Raw genomic sequence first — 24070 nt, 5'->3', positions numbered from 1 at the left:
TACATCTGACTGCGCTTGGCCGAAGTCTCTTACCTGCATCTTCTCATACAGATATTTCTGATATTTACCCTCTCTTAGAATTTCCGCCTTAACCGCATCAATTAACTCCTGACGCACTATATTTTCATCGGAAAACTCCCAACGGATATTCTTATTTCCGCCAGGGCCCAAATAAGTCGCCAATCCTTCATCAATTGTCCCGGCGCGCCATCCGTACCATCCGTTTTTTTGCTAAAGTTTAGGGAGTCCTTAATTCTGGTCAGCGAGATATGTTTGTTCCAAGACTTCACCTCGACAAAGTATTTAACTGCATTGCGTACAACAACGATATCGTAGGCCCTTATGCCAAAGATCTTTTGCATGGCTTCTGGCAAGGTCATTTCAAAACCGATGAGTTCGTCGCCCTCCCGCGTGAACATCTTCGATGCAACCCTAACCGTACCCGCACCACCTCGGGCAACGAAAATCAGCGATCGATCATAGCTGTCCTTAACGAAAGCGCCTATTTGCCCCAGTACCTGCGAATAATTTTCGGGGTCGGCGCCTTTCGAGAATTTCAATTCTAGATTGTAAAACTCCTGCACAAACTCACCGAAGCTTTTCCCGCCGAAACAATCGGATGGGGTGCATGGCGTTCGGCGCAGCGCGGCCAGACCGTCCGGCCCCGTGCGCGCGTATACCGAAATCATCCGCTCTTGGCAGACTCCGGCCTACCGACATCGGTCGCAACCGGCCAAGAGTTGCCGGTCAGAGCCAGCGGGGGAAGTCGAACGCTGTAGGTCAGACCTACAAATAATTCAGCAATAATTGTTCGGTAATCAGCTAAGTCTCACGAATTTTTCAGGATGCCCTTTGATAGAGTTGATACCAACATGGCGGGACGCCTCTAGGCTCCGTCGTGTCGAATTCCTCATCATGGACGACCCTATGTCATCACTTTATTTAAATCTTTACGTACATTCAGACGCAGCCATCACTCAGGCGGCCATTCGCCAGTTCGTCACTCACGTAAATGCTGATGACTATGCGGCTGTTGAGGCTATGGATGTTGAAGATTCTCTTTATGAGATAGATGACATACTGTCTTCTGCTATCGAGTTGCATCAAGATAAAGGTCTCTTCCATTTGGTTTTCGAATCGACCAGCTCCCTTGAGGTCGAAGTGCTGGTGAATTTCTTTCACAACCTCGGCGCTGACAGTATAGAAATCAGCGCCTTCAGTTCCAGCACAGGGGAGACCTTCTATGTGAATAATGAAGGTGAGTACCTAGAAGACTATGCCGACAGCTCGTGGCAATGGCTTCCCTCACCAGCTTCAGGTTTCATCGGTCAGTTCGTGGTGGTGACTGGAACCTTTTCCGACTACACCCGACCAGAGGTGGAAGAGCTGATCGGCCAGAAAGGCGGCAAGATTCAGAAGTCAGTCAACAGTAAAACCACGCTTTTGGTGATTGGTGCAAGACCCGGCGCTGACAAAACTGGCAAAGCTGAAACGCTCGGCATCCGGACGATGGACGAAGAAGAGTTGCTCGATGTACTCGCTGGTGGCGATACGCTCTCGGTCAATGGTGAATCCTTAGAGACTGAATCGATTGACCAGCCGATCATTGCTTACCAGTACTGCTTCCCACCAAAGGACGCATCGGTCACCACGCTACCCATCGCCGTTCGCGAGGATCTCATTGCGTTGTTACGCGCGAATAATTACCTCAACGAGCAGTACTATAAAACTAAACTTTCTCATGCGCGAAATTGGCATCCTCATATAGCTGGCAAATTCAATGAATATCGCCATGCTCGTGAAATTCCCATGGAGGCTCGCGGCCCTCTCGAACCGCGATCTGCCTGGGATATTGCGAACATTTTTAGCGACCACAATACGCTGATCACCGGTTATGCCCCTTACATTTTCCAGGCTGACCAAAAGGGGTATGGTCATGCGCTTGCCCAAATAGCTAAATTCTCAGGCATGCCGCTGGAGGAAATTCAGTACACGCCCAAGGCGGGGACAAAAGACAGCTTCACCTTGTCCTGTAAGTTTGAAGGGAAGACCTACAGGGCTTCGTTCAAGTTCTCAAAGGACACGTTCCCAAAGGCATTCTTGCGTCTGCTGCACGACATCGCTGCACAAAGTACCTCATGGGACTTCGTCTTTCACACTCGGCGAGGTGACAATGGGTACGTGCTTGTACCTAGCGCGTTGGCACAAGGCCTCGCTCATCATGGTTTCCTAAAGCCGCTGTACATGTGCGCTCTATGAACCAACTTAGCTCTAGGAAGGATTGAGCATAGCGATACCCTTCACACCACAATATCGATGCTGCTGACAGACCGCTTGTGGCCGGTTAGCGACCATTGCTCTGGCTAGCCATCCTTGTCCTCCCACACGTGGAGGACTTGCCATGAACATCATCGCTACCTGGAGCCGTCAGCCCTGGAACAAAGGGAAATTGGTCGGGCAGAAAATCCCGCTCCGACTGAGAGATATCTGGGCGATCCGAGTAAGGCTTCAGATTGCAGAAAGAACTCGTGATCTGGCCCTTTTCGATCTGGCTATCGACAGCAAGCTTCGAGCCTGCGACTTAACCAAGCTGCGTGTGCGCGACGTTGCCCATGGCGAACAGGTGTCATCGCGAGCCATGGTCATGCAGCAGAAAACGCAGCGGCCAGTGCAGTTCGAGATCACTGAGCAAACACGGTCTGCTCTCGCGGCCTGGATACATCAAGCACAGCTCCGTAGCGAGGACTGCCTTTTTCCGAGTCGGCTGAATACCTCTGACCATCTATCCACTCGTCAATACGCTCGTATAGTGAAAGGCTGGGTGAAAGCCATAGGCCTTGATCCTGCCATCTATGGCACACGATGAGACGTACGAAGGCATCACTGATCTATCGCAGAACGAAGAACCTGCGGGCGGTTCAACTCCTGCTCGGCCATACGAAGCTGGAGAGCACCGTTCGATATCTTGGGATTGAGGTCGATGACGTTTTGGAGATGGCGGAGCAGACTGAAGTTTAACCCTGCATTGCATAGCGACGCACAAAGCCAGGCCGTCGCTACCGGCCACTAGGCTTTAAACAAAAAGCCCGCCATAAGGCGGGCTTTCATGTGTCTCTGAGAGGAGGCTGGAAGCCAACAAGTCTCGGAGCACGCAGCCATAGGATACACCCACTCCACAACTGCGAGTACTGGCGGAGATTGTTAGCTTTCGGCCAGAAGCGGTTACTAACGTCTTGGCTGAACCGCTGCTTCGGATCAGTCGTCGCACTCCAACCAGATGTTAGGCCCCTTGGTCTTGGGCCCTTCAAACTGAGGGGGCCGTGTTTAGCATGTCTTTCCATGGGCTCAGCCCACTCAGGTCGCACCATCAGTCAGCCAGTTACCGACGAAGCGGGATCCAAGCGAGCCATGGACTACTAGGCCAAAAATTGACCCCGCTTCTTGCGATGATGTTAGGCCTGCGCTGGTGAGTAGCAGAGCATTACCGATGGCGATGACTAGCAGAAGAATTCCACAGGCCGCCCAGCCGAACTTCGTGTGCCACCAAAGTCGCGTCGATACGATCACAAGCAACCCCAACAAATTCATACCCCAGACAAATTTCTTCGCAATGCCCACCAGCCCTTGTAGCGCTATCGCTCGCTCCGCGGACTCGGGTTTAGCGGCCGTACTGACTATCGAAGATTGTGCCGCCTGCTGAGGGGTGGCGACCTCGCTCGACATCACTCGGAAGCCGGCTACAACCAGCACCGTAAGGCCGACGGCCGCGATTAATCCAGATCCCAACACGGCTAGGGCAGCCATCTTCGCTTTGATATAAGAGGGTTCCCCTCGCTTTACGCGAGTCCACTCGTGCTTGAGTAATGGCTTGCCGGCCTCGCGAACAGCGTCACATGTAGAGTGGGCTTCCTCGTATTGACCTTGGCTGTAGTGCTCCCTTGTTTTCTTAAGCGCAACTAGGAAATTATCGTTAAGTTTTTTTCCCGTGACGTTATCTTCAGCCGGGTTAATGCGAAATATGATGTCGTTGTACGATCGGTCTACCCGCGCATAGGTATCTTGCAACTCTTTATCGGTCTCAAACCGATTATTGTGTTCTCCCCGCTGCCCAGTGAAGTGCTTGTAGAAAGTCGAGAGATAGGCAAGAGCGGACAAGTACTCCGCCAGCGATGATCTCAGTGTATCGATCCACTGCTGTCGAAACTCTGAGACTTTTTGTTCCTTTGAAGTGATCAGGTTGAGGAAGGAAAAACTACCGGCAATTACCGCGACTGTGATGGCAGCTGCTGCAGCTAGTACCGGGCCATTTATACTTGCATCCATTACGTCTTCCTTAATCTAACTATACATAGGCACTAATTGACGGATAAGAGCCGACCAATTTGTGGATAAAATTTTCTCGCGGATAGTGTCTGATAGTTCTAAAACGAGCTTTCTGCGCCGACACTGGAGTTTGTGAGTCTGCTCAGGAAGTCTTTTTACCAGCATTCTGGCCGGATCGCACATTTGCTTTCAGGCTGGGGGCTAGACAAGAGGACGGCTTCCGTACCGGGGTCACTGGGGTGGATTGCCACTCAATGAGGGGGGCGGGGATTGTTCCAACTTTTTAAAATCCCCTCGAGGACTGCTTCTGGCCGACTACTGCCTGATGCGACTGGCTCAGATTGGCCTAACGCAGCCAGTGAGCACTCGCGAACTCAGGGCGATTAATTGGCTTATAAGTACCTAATAGGCCTAAAAAAACCCAAGCGGCCAGAGACTGGCGGCTTGGGTTTCGTCCCACCCCATACCCTTTAGGCTGATGGCGTTTCGGCTAATCAGTTTCCCTTTCGCCTAGCCTGCGAAGGCCGCAATCAACCTTCCAAAAACGACCTGAATCGCGCCGTGGAAGCGAATGGCTTTTCACGGGGCTAACCCCTAAGGGTGTACAGGTCAACGCGGATATGCCGCAGTAAGGGCTTAAGGTGCCCTCGTTCCGTTTGGGGTTTGATCAAACTACCAGACGGCTGGGTACTCAACAACACCGTCCACTGAGAATCCATGATTCATCAATGCCTGCCGTAGCAAAAACGGCAACGAAAGACCTGTGTGAGGGCTTTCGCTATTTAATTCTGTGGAGAGTTTATCTAACCAGCTAATTAGTTCAGCACTACTTTTCTGATCTGCTATTTCGGCAGACCAAAGTGCATCCTGATCGCTGTCCAAAGCATACTTTAAAGGGGGTTTAAGCTCTAATTTGCTCTGAATTACAGCCCTGAATTTATCCGCCCCTTGGTGGTGGATAATCAGTTTCATGGTTGGTGATTTTTTTTCCGGCCTGCCGGCAACATCAGTCAACTTAAACATAACCTCGGAAAGAATAATCTTCCCTTCTACCCGAAAGAATGTCTTGGCCTGCGTGGTCGAGTCGAACGACCAATACACACGAAATGTATTTCTTCGTAACTTATGACCGTATATCTCAAGTAGCGGCATTAACTGCGCTTCAGTCGCGTACTTGCCGCCCTTGCTCCAAGCACTGACGATAGACTGTTGAACTCGACATTTTTCTGCGATTTCTCTCTGCGTCCAGCCATCATTTAGCGCTAGACGAATCAGCTGTCGCGTCAGTTTGAAAGGCTTCTTCTTAGTATTTTTCCCTTTGCTTGTATCAGCCTGATATTCCATGTCTCTCCTGCTCAGATAATAAGGGGAGCAAAGCTCCCCTAACACGTTAAGGCTTTTTCACCTGATTCAGTGGGTTCTCAGGGTTCTTTTGCCAGCCAGTATGGCCGTGGTTTTTATCCCAGGTCTTGTTGGTACCATTGGTGCCAGAGTTACGATTGTGGGCGTTTGCCTTGTCATTGTGCTGCTTGGTCATGTTGATGCTCCTTACCTCTGTGAGTAGAGAGCTCAGCCTACCAGTTGGAAAAAACACCACCACTGATCGTTTAGTGATGAACCGTGATAATTCGTGATATTTCAACATCGTGGGGTTTTGCGCAAGCCGAAACCCGCTCTTGATACAGGCCAGAGGTTAGGCTTCTCCGACTACAAGTGTGTGTTTTATAAGTGACCGCTTTTGGCCGTTAGCTGCCGATCAAACCCGTCCGCTGCATTTTTGAGTAGCTGGCATGCTCGGATGTGCGTCATTACGGCATCAATGCAGTCCTTTCTCCGCGTGGCCCGAAAATCACTTCCCCCGGTCCGTCCGCAGTTTCGTCCATCTATGCCTACCCGGTCCGGCCGTCTGCACGGCCCACATAATCGTTGCCCAATCGGTCTTTGAAGTCAGTGACTTGATTTACGAACCTTATCCATACGGCACGCCAAGGTGCCGCATGGATAAGGAGCGCAACGGCGGTGAACCAGGCATCGAACGTGCTGTACGGACAGGTGATGGCGACGGTCTCGGTCGTACTCGCCAGCGTCTGGATCGCGACGCAGTCGGCCGCCTCGTCGCTGGACTATGACCCGCAGCTTGGCCGCCCCTGGTTCGAACTGCGTGGTTATCCCGTGTACCAGCCCTGGCGCTTGTTCGCCTGGTGGTTTCGGTTTGGCGATGCGTCCCCATCCACCTTCGACAGAGCGGGGTTGATCGCAAGCGGCGGCAGCGCAACTGCCGTGTTGCTCGCATTCGGCATGTCCATCTGGCGGGCGCGCCAGTCCAGTACAGCCACTACCCACGGATCCGCGCGCTGGGCCATGCTCAGGGAGGTACGTGCGGCTGGGCTGACAAAGGACGCGGGTGTCTGCCTGGGCCTTTACCGGGGCCGCTATCTGCGCCACGCAGGCCCCGAGCATGTCCTTGCGTTCGCCCCCACCCGCTCTGGAAAGGGCGTCGGGCTTGTCGTGCCTACCCTGCTGTCGTGGACAGGTTCGGCCGTCATCCACGATATCAAGGGCGAGAACTGGAACCTGACGGCAGGCTGGCGCTCGCGCTTCTCCCACTGTCTACTGTTCAACCCGACCGATCCGGCGTCCGCGGCATACAACCCCCTGCTCGAGGTTCGCCGGGGCGATCATGAGGTACGGGACGTCCAGAACATCGCGGATATCCTCGTCGATCCCGAAGGCGCGATGGAGCGGCGCAATCACTGGGAGAAGACCAGCCATTCTCTGCTGGTAGGCGCCATCCTTCACGTCCTGTACGCCGTCGCGGACAAGACACTGCGAGGCGTTGCCAATTTTCTTTCAGATCCGGCCTGCACCTTCGAGCTGACGCTCCATCGCATGATGGTTACCTCCCATCTGCCGGAGGGCCCCCATCCGGTCGTTGCATCCGCGGCACGCGAGGTGTTGAACAAGAGCGAGAACGAACGTTCGGGCGTGCTCTCGACGGCCATGTCCTTCCTCGGCCTTTACCGTGACCCGACTGTGGCCCAGGTGACCTCCCGATGCGATTGGCGCATTGCGGACCTGGTTGCCGCTGTGCATCCGGTGTCGCTCTACCTCGTCGTTCCGCCGTCGGACATCAGCCGCACCAAACCGCTCATTCGACTGATCCTGAACCAGATCGGGCGGCGCCTGACCGAATCGCTCGACGGCGCCGACGGTCTCAGGCGCAGGCACCAACTGTTGCTGATGCTCGACGAGTTCCCCGCGCTGGGACGGCTGGATTTCTTCGAATCGGCCCTGGCATTTATGGCCGGTTACGGCCTGCGGGCGTTCCTGATCTCGCAGTCGCTCAACCAGATCGACAAGGCATACGGACAGAACCACTCGATCCTGGACAACTGCCATGTCCGCATCACTTTTGCCACCAACGACGAGCGTACGGCCAAACGCATCTCCGAGACCTTGGGAACCGCGACGCAACTGCGCGCGCAACGCAACTATGCGGGCCACCGGCTCGCACCCTGGCTGGGGCACCTCATGGTCTCTCGCCAGGAAACGGCACGACCTCTGTTGACGCCCGGCGAGGTGATGCAGCTGCCGGTCGACGAGGCCATCGTGATGCTCTCGGGCGTGCCGCCCATTCGCGCCAGGAAGCTGCGCTATTACACGGATCGCAACTTCGTCCCAAGACTCTACAGCGCTCCGGTGCTCAGCCCGGGTCCCTACCCGGATGCGCCAGCCGTAGCACCTCACGACTGGTGCGGCGTCGTTGTGACCGGCGAGCCCTGTCAGCCGGTCAGCGCACTTGGGGACGATGCCGGTGGCCTTGAGCACAGCTCCCTGCGCGAGTCGTGGGACGAGGCACGGCCAATGCCGAACCTGTCGCCCCTGACCAACGACCTCGCGCTGCTGGACGACGATGCGGGTCTCGATTCAGTCGGAACGCCGCTGCGGCTATCGGCGGCGATTGGTCCTGACGATGGAGTATCCCTATGAGACGCGCGCGACTAAACCTCTTCATCGAGCCCGAGCACGCCAAGCGTCTCGATGAGCTGGCAACCAAGAAAGGTGTATCGAAGTCCTCCCTCGTCGCCGCGGCACTGGCGAGTTGGTTGTCGCCCGCTTCGGGTGAACAGCGTGAAGTTGCCATGGGCAAGCGTCTGGATCGCCTGTCGAGGCAGTTCGAGCGGTTGGAACGTGACCAGAACATCCTCATCGAGACGGTTGCTCTGTACGTGCGTTACTACCTGACCGTCAGCACGCCGGTGCCCGAAGCGCACCAGGAAGCCGCGAGAGCCCAAGGTCGCCTGCGCTTTACCCAGTTTGTCGAGCAGTTGGGCAGACGATGGCAGAAGGGCCGACGTCTGATAGACGAAATCGAGCGTGAAGGTCAGGCATTCGAAACACCTGATCACACCATGACGGCGTCGGGAGATCGGCCATGAACGCCCTCCCCACCACGGCTCTCATGCGCAGCGCCGCGATGTTGCGCACCGCCTTGGGCGCGCGGATCGCGGCCGCCCTCGATGACGCAGATGTCGCCGAGGTCATGCTGAACCCCGATGGACGCCTTTGGATCGACAGGCTAAGCGGGGGCCGGCACGAGATCGGAACCCTGTCGGCTTCCGAGGGCGAGCGCGTTGTTCGGCTGGTAGCGGCGCACGTGGGGCGGGCCATCAACGCGGCCAGCCCCCTGCTGAGTGCCGAGCTGCCGCAGACCGGGGAGCGCTTCGAGGGTGTGCTGCCCCCCGCCTCGCCCGCTCCCGCCTTCTCAATCCGCAAGCGCGCAATCCAGCACCTGACCCTAGACGACTATGTCGATGACCGTGTCATCACGCCCGAGCAGCGTGACGTGCTGCGTAAGGCGGTGCACGAGCGCAGGAACATCCTCATCGCCGGCAGCACCAGCAGTGGCAAGACCACGCTGGCCAACGCCCTGCTCGCGGAGGTGGCCGGCACCGGCGATCGAGTCCTGGTGCTCGAGGATACGGTAGAACTGCAGTGCACGGCCCGCGACCAGGTGTGTCTGCGGGCAATCTCCGGAGTCGTCACGATGAAGGACCTCGTGCGCAGCACCCTCCGGCTTCGGCCGGACAGGATTGTCGTCGGTGAGGTGCGGGGCGCGGAGGCGCTTGACCTCGTCAAGGCATGGGGCACCGGCCACCCTGGTGGGATCGCCACGATCCATGCCGGTTCCTGCCACGGCGCGCTGCTTCGTCTGGAGCAACTGATTCTCGAGGTCGCCCTCGCCGCACCCCGGCCGCTGATCGCCGAAGCCGTCAATCTCGTCGTGTTTCTCACCGGTCGTGGCTGCGAACGCCGCGTACAGGAGATGGTGTGGGTCACAGGGTACGACCATCAGGGCTACAGACTGACAGCAATCGGCGTTCCACTCGCCGACACACCAACCAACCGTCAGGAAGCCCCCGCATGAACCGACTCTTACGCATTCGTCCGAGCCTGGCCGCCCGTTTCTCGGGTATTGCATCGGGCCTGCTGGTACTGGGCCTTGCGACGCCAGTCCTTGCCGCCGGCTCGGGGATGCCCTGGGAGGCGCCGCTTGAGTTGATCCTCAAATCGGTTCAGGGCCCGGTCGCCAAGATCGTTGCGGTCATCATCATCGTGGCAACGGGGCTGACGCTCGCCCTGGGTGATACGAGCGGAGGCTTTCGCAAGCTCATCCAGATCGTCTTCGGGCTGTCCATTGCCTTCGCGGCCTCCTCGTTCTTTCTCAGCTTCTTCAGCTTCGCCGGCGGCGCGGTGATCGCATGAGCGAAGCGAGCCCACACCTTTCCGGCTTCGAACTGCCGCTGCACAGGTCATTGTGCGAGCCAATCCTGCTCGGGGGCGTGCCCCGCAGCGTCGCCATTCTCAACGGCACCATGGCGGCCGTCGTTGGGTTGGGCCTGCAGCTTTGGCCGGCCGGCCTCGCACTGTGGCTGACAGGCCACATGCTGGCGGTATGGGGGACGCGACTGGATCCGCAGTTCCTGCCGGTGTTTACCCGCCACCTCAGATTTCCACCCTTGCTGGACGTGTAGGCCGACCATGCTGAATCTGCGCGAATTCCGGGCACTGCCCGCCAGGCTTGCCGACTGGCTGCCCTGGGCAGGTCTCGTGGCGCCCGGGGTAGTACTGAACAAGGACGGCTCCTTTCAGCGAACCCTGCGCTACCGAGGCCCGGATCTGGACAGCTCGACCGAAGCGGAGCTGCTCGCCGTAACGGCTCGCCTGAACAATGGGCTGCGTCGTCTCGGATCGGGCTGGATGCTCCATATCGACGCTGACCGCCACGCTGCCGAGGCATACCCCACCAGCCAGTTTCCCGATGCGCTGTCCTGGCTCGTCGACGAGGAACGCAGGGCAACGTTCGAAGCGGCTGGCCGCCATTTCGAGAGTCAGTACTACCTGACCCTTACCTACCTGCCAGGCGAGCAGATCCGGGCCCGCGCGCCTGGCCTGCTCTACGCCGGCCGAGCCGCTCCCGGCGCGGACTGGAAGCGCGAGCTTGGCGACTTCGTCCGCGACAGCGACCGCTTCCACGATCTGATCCAGGGCGCGATGCCCGAGACCGCCTGGCTGGATGACGCGCAGACGCTGACCTATCTGCACCAAACCGTATCGACGCAGCGGCAGCAGGTGACGGTCCCGACCGTTCCCTTCTATTTGGACGCCCTCCTCGCCGATCGCGCACTCGTGACAGGAATTGCGCCCATGCTGGGCGAGCAGCACCTTAGGGTCGTATCGGTCAGAGGCTTTCCGGGATCGACCTGGCCCGGCGTTCTCGACAGCCTGAACCACATCGCCATCGCGTATCGCTGGTCCACCCGCTTCATCTGCCTCGACAAGCAGGAAGCCCTCGCCGAACTCACGCGGCTTCGCCGACAGTGGTTTTCCAAGCGCAAAAGTGTTGCGACGCTCCTGCGCGAAACCGTCTTCCAACAGGAAAGCGCACTGGTCGACAACGACGCGTCCAACCAGGCCGCCGACGCTGACGCTGCACTGCAGGAACTCGGCGCCGACATGACCGCCTTTGGGTATGTCACGACAACCGTGACGGTTCTCGGCGATACCCGTGAGCAAGCCGAGGAGAAACGTCGGCTGGTGGAGCGAACCATCCAGAGCCACGGGCTCGTCACCATTGCCGAGCAGCTCAATGCAGTCGAGGCCTGGCTCTCCTCCATTCCAGGCAATGCCTACGCCAATGTACGCCAGCCACTGATCTCAACCCTCAACCTCGCGCACCTGATCCCGGTCTCGGCAGTGTGGGCGGGGCCCGCGCGAAACCAGCACCTCGACGGCCCGCCCCTGATGATCACCCGTACCGAGGCCTCGACGCCTTTTCGGCTGGTTACCCATGTCGGCGATGTCGGCCATACGCTTATCGCAGGCCCAACCGGCATGGGCAAGTCCGTGCTGCTTGCGACCCTTGCGCTGCAATTTCGGCGCTATCCGGGCGCACGCCTTCTGATCTTCGACATGGGCCGTTCGCTTAGGGCGACAACGCTGGGCCTCGGCGGCGTCCACCATGATCTCGGGGACGACGCTTCGATCGCATTCCAGCCGCTGGCCAACATTGATGATGATCGCCAGCGCACGTGGGCGAGCGAGTGGGTCCAGGCCCGCCTGCTGCAAGAGGGTGTCCAGGTGGGGCCCGAACAACGGTCGGCGATCTGGACGGCGCTGCTCAGCCTGGCCGGCGTACCCAAGGCCCAGCGAACCCTCACGGGTTTCACCCTGCTGCTGCAGGACCCCGCTCTTCGCGAGGCACTCGAGCCCTATCTGCTCGGCGGCCCACGTGGCGATCTACTCGATGCGGACCAGGACTGCCTGGCCGATGCGCCTGTGCAGTGCTTCGAGATGGAGGCGCTCATGTCGAGCAAGGCGAGCGTCGCGGCGGTGCTCGGCTATCTGTTTCATCGGTTCGACGCACAATTCGATGGCGCGCCGACGCTGCTCATTCTCGACGAAGCCTGGCTATTTCTGGACGAGCCTCTCTTCGCAGCCCGCATCAGGCAATGGCTGAAGACGCTGCGCAAGAAGAACGTCTCGGTGATCTTTGCCACCCAATCGCTCGCGGACATCGACGCCTCGAGCATTGCCTCGGCCGTCATCGAAAGCTGCGCGAGCAGGATCCTGCTGCCCAATCCGCAGGCGCAGGAGCCGCAGGTCCGCGAACTCTACAGGGCGTTTGGCCTGAACGATCGCCAAATATCAATGATCACGGGCGCCCTACCCAAGCGCGAGTACTACTACCAGTCCCGTCAGGGCAACCGCCTGTTCGAGCTGGCACTCGGCCCGGTAGCCCTCGCCTTTACGGCAGCAGCCACGCCCGAAGACCAGCGCAGGATCGACCAGATGCTCTCGAGCGGAACGCCCTTCGCACAGGCCTGGCTGCAGACCCGTGGGCTTGACTGGGCGGCCGGGCTGCTTGCGTCCCATCAATCGGCACAGGACCACCAGCCATGACGCTGCAGCGCCTGGTCCTACACACGGTAGTTCTGCTCTGCGTCTCAGCCATTGGGCATGCACGCGCGATAACCGTCATCGATCCGACCAACCTGGCCCAGAACACACTCACCGCCGTGCGCACGCTGGAGATGACGAACAACCAGATCAGCCAGCTACACAATGAGACCCAGATGCTGCTGAACCAGGCGCGCAACCTTGCCGCCCTGGACTTCAATGCCGTTAACCGGCTGCGACAATCGATCAGGCAAAGCGAGCAACTGCTGGCCGAGGCAACCGGTCTCGCGTACGAGGTTTCAAGGCTCGACCAGGCCTTCGCCCGACTGTACCCCGAGCGGTATGCCGCCTCGATCACCGGATCCGACATGGCCGCACACTCGATCGAGCGTTGGAGCCAGGCACGCGAAGGCGTGCATACAGCCCTCCGGATGCAGGCGCAGCTCTCGCAGGATCTCGCCTTGGATGAGGCTGCGCTCACCGACCTGGTCAGTCAAAGCCAATCTGCAGTGGGGGCGCTTCAGGCTTCGCAGGCGACCAACCAGTTGCTGGCCCTGCAGGCCAAACAGGTCATCCAGGCCCAGCAGTTGGCGATCGCACAGCACCGTGCCGTGTCCATCGGGCAGGCCCGCCAGGTTGCCGTCGAGCACGAGGCCCGAGAGCGGCGCAAACGCTTCATGGCTAGTGGAACGTTCTATTCGCCTCGCCCCGTCCGGGTCTTCGCACCATGATGCCGTGCGTGTTCGTCCCGGCTCTTTTGGGTGCTGCGCTAGTACTGGCGTGCAGCTGCCAGCAGGCGGATTCGAGCAGCGATACCGCGCGCCATGCGGAACCTGATGCAACGCAGCGTTTCTTCTCCGGGCGGGCACGGCCCGATGAGTTTCAACGGCTGCAGCAGCTGCCGGACATCCCGCCGACCTTCGAGGAGGCGGAACCATGAACGATGTGGGGGTCATAGACCGCTTTCTCGAAACCTTCTCGCTGTACATCGACTCCGGTTTCGGGCTGCTCAATGGGGAGATCGCCTTTCTGTCGGCGACCCTGCTCGTCATCGACGTCACCCTTGCGGGCCTGCTGTGGGCCAACGGCGGCGACGATGCCATTGCGAAGCTGCTCAGGAAGACCCTCTACGTAGGCGCGTTCGCCTTTATCATCGGCAACTTCAACTGGCTGGCCAAGATCGTCTTTACGTCCTTCGCAGGCCTTGGCCTGCTGGCATCAGGCTCTTCCATGACGCAAGAGCAGTTTCTGCAACCGGGACGGATCGCAGCGCTAGGCATCGAGGCGGGACGCCCCCTGCTCGAACGCATCGGTGGCCTGACGGGGCTCACTGAGACGATGGCCAATTTAGACATGATCGTCGTGCTGTTCCTGGCATGGCTCGTGGTGCTCGTCAGCTTCTTCATTCTCTCCATCCAGCTATTCGTCACGCTGATCGAGTTCAAGCTGACCACGCTCGCAGGCTTCGTACTGGTGCCATTCGCCCTTTGGAACAAGACCGCATTCCTCGCCGAGAAGGTCCTCGGCAACGTTGTCTCGTCCGGTATAAAAATCCTGGTGCTCGCGGTGATCATCGGGATCGGCAGCGGGCTTTTCGACGAGTTTCTATCAACTCCCGAGGAGCCCACCCTTGATCATGCGCTGGCCACGATGCTCGCCTCGCTCGCCATGCTGGGGCTCGGCATCTTCGGCCCCGGCATCGCGACCGGACTTGTCTCGGGCGCACCACAGCTGGGCGCGGGTGCGGCCGCCGGAGCCGCCTTAGGGGTTGCCGGCATGACTGCCGGCGGTGTGGCCCTGGCATCCGGCGCAACATCTGCACTCAAGGGGTCTCGCCTCTCCGCCGGTGTGACGGGCGCAACAGGGGCAGCGAGCGCGGCGCGCATGGCAAGCGGCTCCCTGGCTGAAGCCACCATGGGGCAAGGTTCGGATGGGCAGTCTGAAACCGCGACCGCACAACCGGCTTGGGCCAAGCGCCTGCAACGTCGACAGCAGCTCAGCCAGGCGACCGCCACAGTGGCCCACACGCTGCGCGGCGGGGACGCTGGCGGCTCGGCACAGGGACCTCGACTGAAGGACCCTGCGGATGGGTAAGGGAGACCGCCTCGATGCGCTTTAGACGCGCTCGCACGCGCTACTCGCAGGCGCCTGCACCAGCGACGCCCTACCAGTCTGCTGCGCAGGTCTGGGACGAGCGCCTCGGGTCCAGCCGCGTCCAGGCCAGGAACTGGCGCCTGATGGCGTTCGGCTGCCTGGGTTTGGCGCTGCTGATGGCGGCGGGCCTGGTCTGGCGTTCGACACAGTCGCTGGTCATTCCCTACGTGGTGGAAGTCGACAGTTCCGGTCAGGTTCGCGCAGTGGGTGAAGCTGCGACCGACTACCAGCCAGGTGATGCGCTGATCGCCCAGCACTTGGCCCGCTTCATCACCCAAGTCCGCGCGCTGCCCATCGACCCGGTCGTGGTCCGAAGCAACTGGCTTGGTGCCTACCAACTGACCACGAACCGCGGTGCCACGACGCTCAACGAGTTCGCTCGCGAGAGTGATCCGTTCTCACGCATCGGCAGGGAGTCGATCACGGTTGAAATCACGAGCGTTGTCCGCGCCAGCGAGAACTCCTTCCAGGTGCGCTGGACGGAGCGCCGCTTCGTCGATGGCGCTTCGGCAGGTTCCGAGCGCTGGACCGCCGTGCTAACGGTCGTCCTCAAGCCGCCACGTAGCGAAGAAAAGCTTCGCCAGAACCCCCTGGGCATCTATGTCGACAGCCTGTCCTGGAGCCGCGAACTGAACACCAGTCAATGAGGCGAACCCACGATGATGCGGTACCTGCGCTACGTTTGCTCTTTTCTAGTCATCGCAACAACCGGTTGCGCCAGCCGAAATGAAGTACCGCCGGCGATTCCACTGGAGGAGCCGGTCGCAGCCCAGCAGATGGCGGAGCCTCCAAAGCCGGTGGAGGTAGTGGCGATACCCCAGCCGCTGGCGCTCCCGTCACAGCTCAAGCCACTGCCGAAGCCGGTCAGTCAGTCGGAACCTGCCTCCCCTGAAGCAAGCGTCTCGCGCGCCAACGATGAAGCCAGAATTGCACCGAGCCGGGAGGGCTATCTAAACGCAATTCAGGTATGGCCTTTCTCCGACGGCGCCCTGTACCAGGTGTTTGCCAGTCCCGGCCGAGTGACCGCGATCAACCTCGAACCCGGTGAAGAACTCGTCGCCGTCGCCGCCGGTGACACCGCACGCTGGATCGTCGGCGACACATCGAGCGGGATGGGCGAGAAGCTGCGGATCAGCATCCTCGTCAAACCGACCCGCGTCGATATCACGACGAACATGGTGATCACCACCAACCGGCGCACCTATCTGGTTGAACTAACCTCCACCGAGCAGGCCTGGATGGCATCGGTATCCTGGGACTACCCACAGGATCGACTTCTGGCCCTTAGAAGGCAGGCTGCCGAGGCCCTCGAAGCGGCACCGGTGGATGCCGGCCTCGCCCTCGAGCAGCTGCAGTTTCGCTATGTGATTCGCGGCGACAACCCGTCCTGGAAGCCACTTCGTGCATTCGACGATGGGCGCAAGGTCTACATCCAGTTTCCGCCGGGGATTGCCCAGGGCGAGCTCCCGCCACTCTTCGTCATTGGCGCCACGGGCGATGGCGAGCTGGTCAACTACCGCGTCCGGTCCCCGTACTACGTCGTCGATCGGCTCTTTGCCGCGGCCGAGCTCCGCCTGGGCGGAGAAGAGAATGCGGTCGTTCGGATCGAACGCAGCGACGTCCCCTCCGGTGGTCATCGATGACGAGCGAAACCGACGCCTCCGGGGAAGACGCCCCAGTGCCGCCACAGACGAAGGTGGCGGCAGAGACGCTGGCTTTGCGCGCCCGACCGGATCGCATCACGCGGTTAAACGCACGGACAGTGCTAGCCATTGCCGGCACTCTGGCAACAGCGACGCTCATCGCCCTGCTCCTGGGACTGAATCCACCAGACCACGCGCGCAGAAATGCGGCGGGCGAACTCTTCAACGTCGATCACAATGTTCGATCGGAGCGCCTCGACTCACTTGCAAAGGACTATTCGCAATTGGCGTCGCCCCGGCCAGCGTCGGGTAGCCACACCGAGAGAGCCGATACCGCGACAACCGAGCCTTTGACTTATGCCTCACCGCACCCAGGCGAGATCGAGCCGAAAACGCCCGAACTGGCGGACGCGGAAGAGGACGAGCAAGCGCGCCTCTCGCCTCTCTTCTTCCAGGCCAGCCACACCCGGCCAGCCAGCGATCCCGTCATTGATCCAGATCGCCCTGACCGCTCTGTTCAAAACCTCGCTGGCAATCAGGCGCTTCTCAGTAAAACCTCAGACGCACAAATGAGCGAATCCGCTTTGGTGCAGAAGCCGGGCTCGCCCTATCAGGTCATGGCGGGCAGCGTGATCGCGGCCGCGCTGGTGACCGGCATCAAGTCCGACCTGCCAGGCGATGTGATCGCCACGGTAACCGAGCCGGTCTACGACACCGCGACCGGAGCGCATGTGCTGATTCCCCAGGGTGCTCGTCTGCTTGGCCGCTACGACAGCCAAATCCGCCATGGGCAGAGCCGAGTCGCCGTGGTCTGGCACAGGCTTATTTTTCCAGACACCTCGTCGCTGAAACTCGACAACCCAATCGCAAGTGACCCTCAAGGCTATGCCGGTCTCGAGGACGGCGTTGATTGGCATTGGGATCGAATCGTTGCCGGCGCGGCTCTGACCAGCCTGTTGGGCATCGGCGCCGAGCTGGCGGCCCCGTCGAGCCGCGATGAGGGGGATCGAATCGTGATAGCGGGTCGTGACAGCCTGCAAGACTCGATCAACCAGGTAGGCCAGGAGATCACACGTCGAAACGTGGACATACGGCCCACGCTCACCCAGCGGCCCGGCCTTCCCCTGCGGATCATCGTCAACCGCGATATTCCGCTGCGCCCGTATCGGCCGCCTTCCGCACCGATACGTCGCCGGCCATGAAAATCGAGCGAGACGACGAAGACTCAATCCCCCCACAGACCTGCCCGGCGCTAATCAGCCTATCTTCGCTCGCCACCCTTATCGGGCGGAGCGGCCGTCGTCCCTTCTCGCCGTTCGACGTGTTTGCGGCGCGGGTTGGCTCCTCGGACCCGGCGAGCCACATCGGACGACGGCTCACGCAGAGAAACGGACGAGGCGGGTATGCCTGCAACGAGCCCAACGCGAAGCCCGAATTTCCTCAGGATCGCCTCGATGGTGCCGAGGGTTGGATTACCTTTATCGGTCTCTAGCTGGTACAGGGCTTTGGTGGACAGGTTGCACATCGCGGCGAAGGTCGCCTGGTCGAAACCGGTCACCTCGAGGCGCAACCGGCGTATCGAGGTCCCCAGCGTTTCCCTTCCCGACGCATGGCCTTGCATGATGTCGTCGATGATTTGCTTTCGTTGCTCGCTATTGGGCGTGCTCATCTCACCCCCATTCCGCCCAAATCACCGGCAGGTCAGCGGCCTCGACATGGGTCTGGATCGCGAGTTCTCCAACCATAGCCTACTCAACTTGTAACCGGTACTGTAGTTCCGAATTTAACGCAACTACGCCTATCAATCAGTATTATAAGACCTAAAAAGGCCAAGCTGGGAATTTTTAGGCATTATAGTACCGATCACTGTTCAACGGCAGCCCGTGCCAATTTAGACGTAGACGTCGTGACGATGGGTCTGCTAATCCGCTCGTCGTTCACCTCTACCTCCAGCCAATCAGCACCGCGCCTCCTGTCGCGGCATGCCCGGGGATGTCCGAGCCGGTTGGGCGCATGTAGCTTGGAACTCAGCAACAAGCCGTTGATGCCAACGGAGCGATGTCGTTTCGAGCAATCGACGCCCAACGCGTTATGAGATATCGATCGTGCCTTGAGCTCGACGGTCGCAGCTAGGAGCCGGGGTACCCTTAATAGGTGATAAGTCGATCCTTCCCCCGGCTTGCTCGTGATTATCATCCGCCGCAACGAACCGGCGAGCGGTTCTGAAACGTCGCGATAGAAAGGGAAGTAGTCCGGGTTCAGTCTTTACACACTCGGTAGAGATTGGCGGGGCGAGAGCGGCCGTCCGCAGATGCGGGGTGGGACTTTTGGGGGGATCCGTTAAATATCGTCGAACAGCGTAAGGCGCTGATTGCAGTAGGCGCCGTTGAAAAAGTATTTAGAAACAACAAGATAGGTGTTCGATAGCCCGCATGGGGTGCAAGGGGTCGAGTGTTCGAATCACTCCGTCCCGACCAAAACACATAAAAAAATCCAATCATCTAGCGATGATTGGATTTTTTTTTGCGCGCCCCGAACTCAACAGCGTGAGGACTCTTTTTAATCCCCTCCGAGCACCCTCAGCACAGACCTCTAGAGTCCATTCAGATCGACTATTTCCTCAGCACCTGAAGAACCTCTTCCAGCTCCGAAATCATCTGCCGGATCAGCTGCTTATACTGCGTAGTATCGTCGCGCGCCTCCTCGCCGGACATACGCTGCCTCGCACCACCAATGGTGAAACCCTGATCGTAGAGAAGCGCTCGAATCTGACGAATCATCAGGACATCCTGACGCTGGTAGTACCGCCTGTTGCCGCGTCGTTTTACCGGGTTGAGCTGAGGAAACTCCTGCTCCCAGTAACGCAGAACATGTGGCTTGACAGCACAAAGCTCGCTGACTTCACCAATAGTGAAATAGCGCTTGCCGGGGATCGACGGAAGCTCGTCGTTATGACTTGGTTCCAGCATAGGCCTCGACTCTCGCTTTGAGTTTCTGCCCGGGACGGAACGTCACCACCCGACGCGCCGTGATAGGAATTTCTTCGCCTGTTTTCGGATTTCGCCCGGGCCGCTGACGCTTGTCGCGCAGGTCAAAGTTGCCGAATCCGGACAACTTGACCTGTTCGTTATGCTCGAGCGCCTGGCGGATCTCCTCGAAAAACAGCTCCACCAACTCCTTGGCCTCGCGCTTATTCAAGCCCAGCTCTTCATACAGACGTTCTGCCATTTCAGCTTTCGTCAGAGCCCCCATACGCTATTTCCTTAACGTGGCATTGAACCTTTCTTCCAGGGAGGTGAGGATTTTCTGCATTGAACCGTTCACCTCATCGTCGTTTAGAGTGCGCGATGGGTGTTGCCAGGTCAAGCCGACTGCCACACTTTTGCTAAGAGGATCAATACCTTTGCCCTGATAGACATCAAATAGCTTGAGGTCCGTCAGATAGTCGCCCGCAGCGTCACGAATGCAGGTGAGGATTTCCTCAGCAGGTACTTCCCGCGCGACCAACACAGCTAGATCGCGGCGCACCTCGGGGAAACGCGACAGCTCTGCAAAGGACGGCATCCGCCCCTCGGCGATCTCACTGAGCTTGAGTTCGAACATGAACACAGGCTGATCGATCCCTAATTTGCCCGCCAACTCAGGATGCAGACTACCTACGAACCCAACCAGCGTTCCTTCGCGCTCGACACGTGCGGTCTGCCCAGGGTGCAAAGCCGGATGCTCTCCAGCGACGAATCGATAAGCGCCGGCGTTGCCGGCATTAGCCAGTAGAGCTTCAACATCTGCCTTGACGTCAAAGAAATCCACCGCTTCGCGAGCATTCGTCCAGCCCTCGGGCTCACGGCTGCCCGTTACCACACCGGCCAGCATGGCCTCCTGCTCAAGCTCCGGCAGCTGACCGACAAAACGCAGCCCTGCTTCGAACAGGCGCACACGCGACTGCTGTCGATTGAGGTTGTATTGCAATGCCTTGACCAGACCTGGCCAGAGCGAGGCGCGCATCGCGGCCATATCTGCAGAAATCGGATTGGCCAGCTCCAATGGCTTCACGCCCGGACTGAACAGCTCGAACAGCTTGGGATCGATGAAACTGTAGGTGATCGCCTCCTGATAACCACGAGCCACTAGCAGACGACGAAGCAGTGGCAACTCGGCGCGGGCTTCCGGCTTGGCTTCCGGCGCAAGGCGGGCTTGCGGATAGCGCACCGGCAGGCGATCGTAGCCATACAGGCGCCCCAACTCTTCGATCAGGTCGACTTCAAGGCCGATGTCAAAACGATGACTTGGAACACTGACCTGCCAACGACCTTCAGCCTCTTCGGTCACCGCCAACCCCAACGATGTGAGTAGGCGTACCACCTCGGTGCCGTCCATTTCCAGGCCCAACATCTGAGTGATGCGCTCAGTACGCAGCGTGACCGGCGTTACCTTAGGCAAATTACTTTCGCTGACTACTTCGACAATGGGTCCAGCCTCACCACCGACGATCGCCAGCAACAACCCTGTTGCGCGCTCCATAGCCTGACGCGCCAGCTGCGAATCGACCCCACGCTCGTAGCGGTGGGACGCATCGGTGTGCAATCCGTAGGAACGCGCTTTGCCAGCCAGCGCAATGGTGTCGAAGAACGCGCTCTCCAGGAAAATGCTCTGCGTAGATGCAGTTACGCCACTATGCTCCCCACCCATGACACCCGCGATCGCAAGCGCCCGTTGATGATCTGCGATAACCAGAGTGTCCGCCCGCAGGGTGATTTCCTGGCCGTCGAGCAGGACGAGCTTTTCGCCCGCTTCAGCCATTCGAACCCGAATACCACCGTTGATCTCGACAAGATCAAAGGCATGCAGGGGCTGGCCCAGTTCGAGCATTACGTAGTTGGTTACATCGACGACCGCATCAATGCTGCGGATGTCTGAACGGCGCAGGCGCTCGACCATCCACATAGGCGTCGGACGTGACAGATCGACGTCTCGAATGATACGCCCGAGGTAACGCGGACATGCAGCAGGCGCAAAAACCTCGACTGGACGCGAGTCGTCATGACCAACTGGCACCGCTGCAACATCCACCGGACTGACTGCTACGCCATAGATCGCGCCAACCTCCCGTGCCAAGCCAGCAATGGATAGACAGTCTCCGCGGTTAGGCGTCAGGCCGATTTCGATGCTTACATCATCGAGACCAAGAAACTCGCGGAAATCAGTACCAACTGGTGCGTCGCAAGCTAGCTCCATCAGACCGCTATCGTCACTACCTACCTGCAACTCGGTTTCCGAGCAAAGCATGCCGTTGGATTCGATACCGCGGAGCTTAGCTTTCTTGATTTTGAAATCGCCCGGCAATTGGGCGCCAATCATGGCAAACGGGATCTTCAGGCCTGGCCGCACGTTAGGCGCGCCGCACACGACCTGAAAGGTTTCACTCCCATTGCTGACCTGACAGACCCGAAGCTTATCGGCATCGGGGTGCTGCGCCGTTTCCAGCACCTCACCGACAACCACTCCGCTGAAGCTGCCAGCAACGGGTGTCACCGCATCAACCTCGAGCCCGACCATAGACAGACGAGCTACCAGCTCCTCGCGAGAAACCTGCGGATTGACCCAGCTCCGCAGCCATTGTTCACTGAATTTCATCCTGCTCTCCTAATAGATCGTTGACTGGCGGCGGTACTAGCGAAATTGCGCGAGAAACCGCAGGTCGTTGTCGAAGAACAGGCGCAAGTCATTGACACCGTAACGCAGCATGGCAAGACGCTCGACACCCATACCGAAAGCAAATCCGGAGTACCGCTCCGGATCGATCCCAGACATCCTCAATACATTCGGATGCACCATGCCGCAGCCCATTACCTCAAGCCAGCCGGTCTGCTTGCACACTCGGCAACCCTTGCCGCTACACATCACGCACTGCATGTCGACTTCTGCAGAGGGCTCGGTGAACGGAAAAAAGGAAGGCCGGAAGCGAACACCTAGCGGCTTCTCAAAGAACACCCGCAGGAACTCCTCAATAGTGCCTTTCAGATCGGCAAAGCTAACGCCCTCGTCGATCAGCAGCCCTTCGACCTGATGGAACATGGGGGAGTGAGTGATATCGGAATCGCAACGATAGACGCGGCCAGGGCAGACGATACGAATGGGAGGTTGACGTGATTCCATGGTGCGCACCTGAACCGGCGAGGTATGCGTGCGCAGCAACATGTTGGCATTGAAGTAGAAGGTATCGTGCATCGCCCTCGCCGGGTGATGCCCCGGAATATTCAGCGCCTCGAAGTTGTGGTAATCATCTTCGACTTCGGGACCCTCTGCCACGCTGTAACCAATGTGGCTGAAGAACTGCTCAACGCGCTCCAAGGTACGAGTTACCGGGTGCAGTCCGCCGGACGCCTCGCCGCGTCCAGGCAGTGTCACGTCGATTCGCTCGGCTGACAATTTAGCATCCAAGGCAGCCTTTTCCAGATCAGCCTTGCGAGCATTCAGCACATCCTGAACACTGCTCTTGGCCGCGTTGATCAGCGCACCGGCTTGCGGACGCTCCTCAGCAGAAAGCTTGCCCAGCGTTTGCATCAGCTGAGTGAGTTCACCCTTCTTTCCCAAGTACTGAACGCGTACCTGCTCGAGAGCACCGATATCCTCGCTTTGTTGCACGGCCTCTAGCGCTTGGGAGACCAGTGCATCCAAATTTTCCATGTACACAACCTCCAGAGGTTCTTGCAGAACCGCGCCGGTCAGACGCCCTTATTGGTCGCCGCCATACGCATTTTTGCAAAAGCCCCTTCCAGATACGAAATAGGGGAAGAGCACAAGGCTCTTCCCCTATTGATGACGTTGCAACGAACCCGAGAGTCCGGATTGTCGGGGCTTAAGCCAGAGAAGCTTTGGCTTTCTCGACAATCGCAGCAAACGCCGCTTTTTCGTTCACTGCCAGATCGGCCAGAACCTTGCGATCGATCTCGATGGCCGCCTTTTTCAGACCGGCGATCAGACGGCTGTAAGACAGACCGTTAACACGAGCACCAGCATTGATACGAGCGATCCACAGAGCGCGGAACTGACGCTTGCGCTGACGGCGGTCGCGGTAGGCGTACTGGCCAGCCTTGATTACCGCCTGCTTGGCGACGCGGAATACACGCGAACGCGCTCCGTAGTAGCCTTTGGCGAGTTTCAGAATTTTCTTGTGACGGCGACGGGCAACGACGCCACGCTTAACACGAGCCATGAGTTATTCCTCTGAGTCTTGACCGGATCAACGAACGCGCAGCATGCGCTCCACTTTTGCAACGTCGGACGGGTGCACTTGCGAGCAACCGCGCAGCTGACGCTTACGCTTGGTGGACATCTTGGTCAGGATGTGGCTCTTGAAAGCGTGCTTGTGCTTGAAGCCGTTAGCAGTCTTCTTGAAGCGCTTCGCAGCACCACTTTTAGTCTTCATCTTTGGCATGTTCGGTACTCCACATTGTGGGTGATTACAAATAACCGCAAGGCCTGCCAGT

The 24070-nt window shown here is 58.8% G+C and carries 23 protein-coding genes and 1 pseudogene; 13 read left to right on the top strand and 11 right to left on the bottom strand.

What is annotated here, in order from left to right:
* Positions 1 to 116 precede the first annotated feature (116 nt).
* A complete protein-coding gene (locus tag LLJ08_RS08935) occupies positions 117 to 689 on the bottom strand; it encodes a hypothetical protein (RefSeq protein WP_228208726.1) in 573 nt (190 codons plus the stop codon).
* Positions 690 to 915: 226 nt separating this feature from the next.
* On the opposite strand from LLJ08_RS08935, the gene LLJ08_RS08930 reads away from it, so the two are divergent.
* Entirely contained in the window at positions 916 to 2259 is a 1344-nt protein-coding gene (locus tag LLJ08_RS08930) for a BRCT domain-containing protein (protein WP_228208724.1), read from the top strand.
* A 142-nt stretch (positions 2260 to 2401) separates the two neighbouring features.
* Positions 2402 to 3018, top strand: a pseudogene (locus tag LLJ08_RS08925) (tyrosine-type recombinase/integrase).
* Between the two features lie 336 nt (positions 3019 to 3354).
* On the opposite strand, the gene LLJ08_RS08920 reads toward LLJ08_RS08925, so the two are convergent.
* The 3 genes from LLJ08_RS08920 to LLJ08_RS08910 form a co-directional block, all read right to left on the bottom strand.
* Positions 3355 to 4323, bottom strand: a complete 969-nt coding sequence (locus LLJ08_RS08920; protein WP_228208723.1) for a hypothetical protein — start codon at positions 4321 to 4323, stop codon at positions 3355 to 3357.
* A gap of 672 nt (positions 4324 to 4995) precedes the next feature.
* Positions 4996 to 5667, bottom strand: coding sequence for a helix-turn-helix domain-containing protein (locus tag LLJ08_RS08915; protein ID WP_228208722.1), 672 nt, complete (start codon positions 5665 to 5667; stop codon positions 4996 to 4998).
* A gap of 46 nt (positions 5668 to 5713) precedes the next feature.
* Positions 5714 to 5860, bottom strand: a complete 147-nt coding sequence (locus LLJ08_RS08910) for a hypothetical protein (protein WP_228208721.1) — start codon at positions 5858 to 5860, stop codon at positions 5714 to 5716.
* 518 nt (positions 5861 to 6378) lie between these two features.
* Here LLJ08_RS08910 and LLJ08_RS08905 point away from each other — a divergent pair.
* From LLJ08_RS08905 to LLJ08_RS08855, 11 genes are all read left to right on the top strand, one after another.
* On the top strand, positions 6379 to 8313 hold the full coding sequence (locus LLJ08_RS08905; RefSeq protein ID WP_256445923.1) for a conjugal transfer protein TraG: 1935 nt from the start codon (positions 6379 to 6381) through the stop codon (positions 8311 to 8313).
* On the top strand, positions 8310 to 8762 hold the full coding sequence (locus tag LLJ08_RS08900) for a CopG family transcriptional regulator (protein WP_228208719.1): 453 nt from the start codon (positions 8310 to 8312) through the stop codon (positions 8760 to 8762). Before LLJ08_RS08905 ends, LLJ08_RS08900 begins: the two co-directional genes overlap by 4 nt.
* A gap of 38 nt (positions 8763 to 8800) precedes the next feature.
* Positions 8801 to 9751, top strand: a complete 951-nt coding sequence (gene trbB, locus LLJ08_RS08895; RefSeq protein WP_228208917.1) for a P-type conjugative transfer ATPase TrbB — start codon at positions 8801 to 8803, stop codon at positions 9749 to 9751.
* Positions 9748 to 10089 carry a TrbC/VirB2 family type IV secretion system protein gene (locus tag LLJ08_RS08890; RefSeq protein ID WP_228208718.1) on the top strand — a complete coding sequence of 114 codons (342 nt, stop codon included), beginning with the start codon at positions 9748 to 9750 and terminating at the stop codon, positions 10087 to 10089. Before trbB ends, LLJ08_RS08890 begins: the two co-directional genes overlap by 4 nt.
* The gene (locus LLJ08_RS08885) at positions 10086 to 10358 is read left to right on the top strand and encodes a VirB3 family type IV secretion system protein (protein ID WP_110776659.1); all 273 of its coding nucleotides are present in this window, start codon (positions 10086 to 10088) and stop codon (positions 10356 to 10358) included. The genes LLJ08_RS08890 and LLJ08_RS08885 overlap by 4 nt, the downstream gene beginning before the upstream one ends.
* A 7-nt stretch (positions 10359 to 10365) precedes the next feature.
* On the top strand, positions 10366 to 12786 hold the full coding sequence (gene trbE, locus LLJ08_RS08880; RefSeq protein ID WP_228208717.1) for a conjugal transfer protein TrbE: 2421 nt from the start codon (positions 10366 to 10368) through the stop codon (positions 12784 to 12786).
* Positions 12783 to 13514, top strand: a complete 732-nt coding sequence (gene trbJ / locus LLJ08_RS08875; RefSeq protein ID WP_228208716.1) for a P-type conjugative transfer protein TrbJ — start codon at positions 12783 to 12785, stop codon at positions 13512 to 13514. The genes trbE and trbJ overlap by 4 nt, the downstream gene beginning before the upstream one ends.
* Positions 13515 to 13719: 205 nt before the next feature.
* On the top strand, positions 13720 to 14877 hold the full coding sequence (gene trbL, locus LLJ08_RS08870) for a P-type conjugative transfer protein TrbL (protein ID WP_228208715.1): 1158 nt from the start codon (positions 13720 to 13722) through the stop codon (positions 14875 to 14877).
* A 14-nt stretch (positions 14878 to 14891) separates the two neighbouring features.
* The gene (gene trbF, locus LLJ08_RS08865; RefSeq protein WP_228208714.1) at positions 14892 to 15584 is read left to right on the top strand and encodes a conjugal transfer protein TrbF; all 693 of its coding nucleotides are present in this window, start codon (positions 14892 to 14894) and stop codon (positions 15582 to 15584) included.
* 12 nt (positions 15585 to 15596) lie between these two features.
* Positions 15597 to 16580 carry a P-type conjugative transfer protein TrbG gene (trbG, locus tag LLJ08_RS08860; protein ID WP_419585752.1) on the top strand — a complete coding sequence of 328 codons (984 nt, stop codon included), beginning with the start codon at positions 15597 to 15599 and terminating at the stop codon, positions 16578 to 16580.
* Positions 16577 to 17782: a TraB/TrbI/VirB10 family type IV secretion system protein gene (locus tag LLJ08_RS08855; protein WP_228208713.1), complete on the top strand. Its 1206-nt coding sequence runs from the start codon at positions 16577 to 16579 to the stop codon at positions 17780 to 17782. The genes trbG and LLJ08_RS08855 overlap by 4 nt, the downstream gene beginning before the upstream one ends.
* Before the next feature lie 59 nt (positions 17783 to 17841).
* Here LLJ08_RS08855 and LLJ08_RS08850 read toward each other — a convergent pair whose 3' ends face one another.
* The 7 genes from LLJ08_RS08850 to rpmI form a co-directional block, all read right to left on the bottom strand.
* Positions 17842 to 18249 (bottom strand): helix-turn-helix domain-containing protein, encoded by a 408-nt coding sequence (locus tag LLJ08_RS08850; protein WP_228208712.1) that lies wholly within the window; start codon positions 18247 to 18249, stop codon positions 17842 to 17844.
* A gap of 943 nt (positions 18250 to 19192) precedes the next feature.
* On the bottom strand, positions 19193 to 19549 hold the full coding sequence (locus LLJ08_RS08845; RefSeq protein ID WP_015276808.1) for a MerR family transcriptional regulator: 357 nt from the start codon (positions 19547 to 19549) through the stop codon (positions 19193 to 19195).
* Positions 19530 to 19832, bottom strand: coding sequence for an integration host factor subunit alpha (ihfA, locus tag LLJ08_RS08840; RefSeq protein ID WP_003282572.1), 303 nt, complete (start codon positions 19830 to 19832; stop codon positions 19530 to 19532). Before ihfA ends, LLJ08_RS08845 begins: the two co-directional genes overlap by 20 nt.
* Positions 19833 to 19835: 3 nt before the next feature.
* Positions 19836 to 22214 carry a phenylalanine--tRNA ligase subunit beta gene (pheT, locus tag LLJ08_RS08835; RefSeq protein WP_228208711.1) on the bottom strand — a complete coding sequence of 793 codons (2379 nt, stop codon included), beginning with the start codon at positions 22212 to 22214 and terminating at the stop codon, positions 19836 to 19838.
* 36 nt (positions 22215 to 22250) lie between these two features.
* Positions 22251 to 23267: a phenylalanine--tRNA ligase subunit alpha gene (gene pheS / locus LLJ08_RS08830; protein ID WP_041014308.1), complete on the bottom strand. Its 1017-nt coding sequence runs from the start codon at positions 23265 to 23267 to the stop codon at positions 22251 to 22253.
* A gap of 172 nt (positions 23268 to 23439) precedes the next feature.
* Positions 23440 to 23796, bottom strand: a complete 357-nt coding sequence (gene rplT / locus LLJ08_RS08825) for a 50S ribosomal protein L20 (RefSeq protein ID WP_003282569.1) — start codon at positions 23794 to 23796, stop codon at positions 23440 to 23442.
* Positions 23797 to 23823: 27 nt separating this feature from the next.
* Positions 23824 to 24018 (bottom strand): 50S ribosomal protein L35, encoded by a 195-nt coding sequence (rpmI, locus tag LLJ08_RS08820; RefSeq protein WP_003289526.1) that lies wholly within the window; start codon positions 24016 to 24018, stop codon positions 23824 to 23826.
* Positions 24019 to 24070 lie beyond the last annotated feature (52 nt).

The sequence above is a fragment of the Stutzerimonas chloritidismutans genome, from assembly GCF_020783375.1.
In the GTDB taxonomy this organism is placed as follows: domain Bacteria; phylum Pseudomonadota; class Gammaproteobacteria; order Pseudomonadales; family Pseudomonadaceae; genus Stutzerimonas; species Stutzerimonas kunmingensis.
Note: the sequence above shows the minus strand (reverse complement) of the source record. Positions and strands in the feature narration are given on the sequence as shown.

What these genes read in the sequence shown, in the direction of transcription:
- LLJ08_RS08905 (WP_256445923.1), top strand. Translation starts at nt 6,379, where the DNA reads ATGGCGACGGTCTCGGTCGTACTCGCCAGCGTCTGGATCGCGACGCAG.
- rplT (WP_003282569.1), bottom strand. Translation starts at nt 23,796, where the DNA reads ATGGCTCGTGTTAAGCGTGGCGTCGTTGCCCGTCGCCGTCACAAGAAA.
- LLJ08_RS08900 (WP_228208719.1), top strand. Translation starts at nt 8,310, where the DNA reads ATGAGACGCGCGCGACTAAACCTCTTCATCGAGCCCGAGCACGCCAAG.
- trbF (WP_228208714.1), top strand. Translation starts at nt 14,892, where the DNA reads ATGCGCTTTAGACGCGCTCGCACGCGCTACTCGCAGGCGCCTGCACCA.
- trbJ (WP_228208716.1), top strand. Translation starts at nt 12,783, where the DNA reads ATGACGCTGCAGCGCCTGGTCCTACACACGGTAGTTCTGCTCTGCGTC.
- LLJ08_RS08885 (WP_110776659.1), top strand. Translation starts at nt 10,086, where the DNA reads ATGAGCGAAGCGAGCCCACACCTTTCCGGCTTCGAACTGCCGCTGCAC.
- LLJ08_RS08855 (WP_228208713.1), top strand. Translation starts at nt 16,577, where the DNA reads ATGACGAGCGAAACCGACGCCTCCGGGGAAGACGCCCCAGTGCCGCCA.
- LLJ08_RS08930 (WP_228208724.1), top strand. Translation starts at nt 916, where the DNA reads ATGGACGACCCTATGTCATCACTTTATTTAAATCTTTACGTACATTCA.
- LLJ08_RS08845 (WP_015276808.1), bottom strand. Translation starts at nt 19,549, where the DNA reads ATGCTGGAACCAAGTCATAACGACGAGCTTCCGTCGATCCCCGGCAAG.
- trbB (WP_228208917.1), top strand. Translation starts at nt 8,801, where the DNA reads ATGTTGCGCACCGCCTTGGGCGCGCGGATCGCGGCCGCCCTCGATGAC.
- LLJ08_RS08935 (WP_228208726.1), bottom strand. Translation starts at nt 689, where the DNA reads ATGATTTCGGTATACGCGCGCACGGGGCCGGACGGTCTGGCCGCGCTG.
- trbG (WP_419585752.1), top strand. Translation starts at nt 15,597, where the DNA reads ATGATGCGGTACCTGCGCTACGTTTGCTCTTTTCTAGTCATCGCAACA.
- rpmI (WP_003289526.1), bottom strand. Translation starts at nt 24,018, where the DNA reads ATGCCAAAGATGAAGACTAAAAGTGGTGCTGCGAAGCGCTTCAAGAAG.
- LLJ08_RS08915 (WP_228208722.1), bottom strand. Translation starts at nt 5,667, where the DNA reads ATGGAATATCAGGCTGATACAAGCAAAGGGAAAAATACTAAGAAGAAG.
- pheS (WP_041014308.1), bottom strand. Translation starts at nt 23,267, where the DNA reads ATGGAAAATTTGGATGCACTGGTCTCCCAAGCGCTAGAGGCCGTGCAA.
- ihfA (WP_003282572.1), bottom strand. Translation starts at nt 19,832, where the DNA reads ATGGGGGCTCTGACGAAAGCTGAAATGGCAGAACGTCTGTATGAAGAG.
- LLJ08_RS08910 (WP_228208721.1), bottom strand. Translation starts at nt 5,860, where the DNA reads ATGACCAAGCAGCACAATGACAAGGCAAACGCCCACAATCGTAACTCT.
- trbE (WP_228208717.1), top strand. Translation starts at nt 10,366, where the DNA reads ATGCTGAATCTGCGCGAATTCCGGGCACTGCCCGCCAGGCTTGCCGAC.
- trbL (WP_228208715.1), top strand. Translation starts at nt 13,720, where the DNA reads ATGAACGATGTGGGGGTCATAGACCGCTTTCTCGAAACCTTCTCGCTG.
- LLJ08_RS08920 (WP_228208723.1), bottom strand. Translation starts at nt 4,323, where the DNA reads ATGGATGCAAGTATAAATGGCCCGGTACTAGCTGCAGCAGCTGCCATC.
- LLJ08_RS08890 (WP_228208718.1), top strand. Translation starts at nt 9,748, where the DNA reads ATGAACCGACTCTTACGCATTCGTCCGAGCCTGGCCGCCCGTTTCTCG.
- pheT (WP_228208711.1), bottom strand. Translation starts at nt 22,214, where the DNA reads ATGAAATTCAGTGAACAATGGCTGCGGAGCTGGGTCAATCCGCAGGTT.
- LLJ08_RS08850 (WP_228208712.1), bottom strand. Translation starts at nt 18,249, where the DNA reads ATGAGCACGCCCAATAGCGAGCAACGAAAGCAAATCATCGACGACATC.